The following is a 2,720-nucleotide window of genomic DNA, read 5'->3' on the forward strand; positions in this document are numbered from 1 at the left end:
CTTTATTGGAAATGATAATCATGTGTAAGGTTTCGGCTTGTGGCGGGGATCGCTCCCGGGGCTCCGCCGCCGTCTCTGCCGCATCCCCGGGCACCCGGCGGGGTCACCAGCCGAGCAGGTGGGTGCGGCGGGTGAGGGCGGCGAGGATGGACTCGGCGGCGCCGGCGGGGGTGAGGGAGCTGGTGTCCAGGGTGTGCGGGCCGGGGACGGCGCCCGGAGTGGGCTGGAGGACGACGAGGTGGAGGGCGGCGCCGGTGGTGCGGCTCTCGCGGCGGAAGGTGTCCAGGGTGGGCGGGGCGGCCGGGCACTCGACGATGACCTGGTAGCCGCCGGTCGCGTAGGCGAAGGCGGCCTGCGCGGCGGCGGCGAGGGCGGTGGTGTTCTGCCGCTCGGCCTCGGGGAGGTGCGGCGGGAGCTGGCCGCGCCGGATGACCCGCAGGAAGTCGTGCGCACGCAGGTGGACGCTCGGGTGCAGCTCCTCCGCGAGCCGGCTCGCGACCGGGCTCTGGCCGGCCCCGGCCGGGTCGACGAGGACGAGGACGCCGCCGGCGCCCCGGCCGCCCCCGAGCTCCGGCCCACCTACGGTCGTACGGTTCACAGCTGCTGATCCCTTCGCGGGCCGGGGACGGACGGGTAGCCGGGGCGAGGCGGTCGGAGTGCGGAAGGGCCGGCCGGCCCGGATACGGACAGCCGACCGCCTCGTCCCTACGACTGGTGCTTTCGGGGATCAACCTAGTCCACGCCGGTGCCCCGAGTCGTCCCCACTCCTGCTCCGGACGCCTCAGCGGTCCTCGACGCGCAGCACGATCGGGTTGGTGAGGGCCGCCATCGGACCCCAGGGGAGGTCCGGGCCCATCGCGTTGCCCTTGCCGGGCGACCCGTCCGGCTTCGGGTGGCGGACCTCGGCCCGGACGTAGGCGGCGAGCGAGGCGGTGGTGCGCCAGACCACCGTGCCGGAGCCGTCGGCGGGCAGTGACTCCTGGTGCAGCTGGCCCTCGTCGGTGAGGAGGCGGACCGTCCCGCCGGGGACGCCGGAGACGGTGAGCCGGACGTCCAGCGGGGCGTCCGCCGGGACGGCCAGTTCCTCGCCGATGCCGACCCGGCGGCCGTGCCCGGTGACGGTGAACTCCAGCTGGACGGCGGCGGATTCGGCGAGCCAGCTGCGCCCGTCGCGCAGCCCGTCGAGGATCGCGTCCCGGGTGAGGTCCTCGGCCAGGACGACGTTGTGCGGGGAGCCGATGACCTGCGGGGCGCTGTGCGCGTCGCTGTTGCCCAGGGCGGGCAGCCAGGAACGGCCCTCGCGCAGGGCGACGGCGAGCCGGCCGTCCCAGGTGTCGACCGCGGACTCGTCGTCGTACGTCCAGGGCCCGTTCCACACCTCGACGCCGTCGGCCTGCTCGTAGCCGAACTTCCACTGGCAGGCTACGTACGGGCAGTACGGGTGCGCGGGCACCACCAGGCCGCCGGAGCGGTGGACCTGACGGACGAAGCGCGGGTACTCCTCGTCGCGGGAGCGGTAGCGCCAGTCGACGAACTGGCCCGCTTCGAGGCCGAGGGCCAGCCAGTGGCCGTTGCGGGTGGTGATCTCCTCGCCCGGGATGATCAGCAGGTCGGGGCCGGCCAGCGGGCCCCAGACCGCGTGCGAGGAGCTGGTGTTGTGGTCGGTGGAGACGATGAACTCCAGGCCGGCCGCGCGGGCGCCGGCGGCCACCTCCTCCGGGAGGCGCCGGCCGTCGGAGTGCACGGTGTGCAGGTGGCAGTCGCCCCGGTACCAGGCGCGGCCGCGGCCGCGGGCCCGCTCGGACGGGTAGTGCGGGGCGAACGCCGGCCCGGGGGCGCCGAACCGGAGGGTGACCTGCACGTGGTAGTCCAGCCCCTGCGGCGCGATCTGGTAGGGGCCGAGGACGAGGTGCCAGGTGCCCGGGTTGATCGGGCCGGGGAGGTAGCCGGGGGTCGCGGCGTCGCGGGCGAGGCTGAACTCGGTGCGGAAACCGCCGGACCAGCCGCGGAAGCCGGGGCCGCCGAGGTCGGTGCCGCGTTCGTCGAAGATGCCGATGTCGCAGGAGTTGCCGGGGGTGCCGGCCGGGACCGGGGGCTTGTCGTAGCCGTAGCTGACGGCGATCTCGCGGACGCCGGCGGGGACTTCGACGGGGAGGTAGACGAAGTCGGGGGCGCCGGTGGGGAGGTGGCCGGTGAGGGTGAGGGTCCGCTCGGTGCCGGGGGTGCCGGGGGTGGCCGGGGTGCCCGGGGTGGCGGGGGCGCCGGGTGCGGAGGCGGCGGGGGTGGTCGCGGTGAGGCCGAGGGCGGCGGCGGCTCCGGTGGTGAGGCCGGTGCGGAGGAGGTCGCGGCGGGCGGGGCGTGGGGTGTCGTGGTCGGCGGGCATCGGGTCCTCCGGGTCGGGGCGGGCGGGTCCGTTCGGCTCCTTACCCGTGGTGGTGAATCAGGGGTGAGCCGGGGCCCACGGGCGGGGGGCGGGTCGGTGAAGGGGGTCGGCGTCGGCCGGGTCGGCGAGTTGCGGGCGATGACGATTAGTCCGTTCATATTCATAACGAGCGGATCGGGTCATCGCGGAGGAGACGGGTGTGGCACTGAGTCGGCGGGCGCTGCTGGCGGCGGTGGCCGGGAGCACGCTGGCGGGGTGCGGGTCCTCGGCGGGCGGCGGGGCGGCGGCCCCGGAGGCCTCCGCTTCGGCCGCAGAGGTCTCCGGGGCCTCCGGGGCC

Annotated in this window: 2 protein-coding genes; both read right to left on the reverse strand. The window is 75.6% G+C overall.

All coding sequences use genetic code 11. The annotated features are described in order from the left end of the window. Window positions 1-103: 103 nt before the first annotated feature. Complete coding sequence (locus ACFV6I_RS24545) at window positions 104-598, reverse strand: hypothetical protein (RefSeq protein ID WP_350883659.1); 495 nt, start codon at window positions 596-598, stop codon at window positions 104-106. A 183-nt stretch (window positions 599-781) separates the two neighbouring features. Beyond that, window positions 782-2,383, reverse strand: coding sequence for a CehA/McbA family metallohydrolase (locus tag ACFV6I_RS24550; protein WP_380427637.1), 1,602 nt, complete (start codon window positions 2,381-2,383; stop codon window positions 782-784). Window positions 2,384-2,720: the final 337 nt, after the last annotated feature.

The sequence above is a fragment of the Kitasatospora sp. NPDC059803 genome (assembly GCF_042732255.1).
GTDB lineage: Bacteria > Actinomycetota > Actinomycetes > Streptomycetales > Streptomycetaceae > Kitasatospora.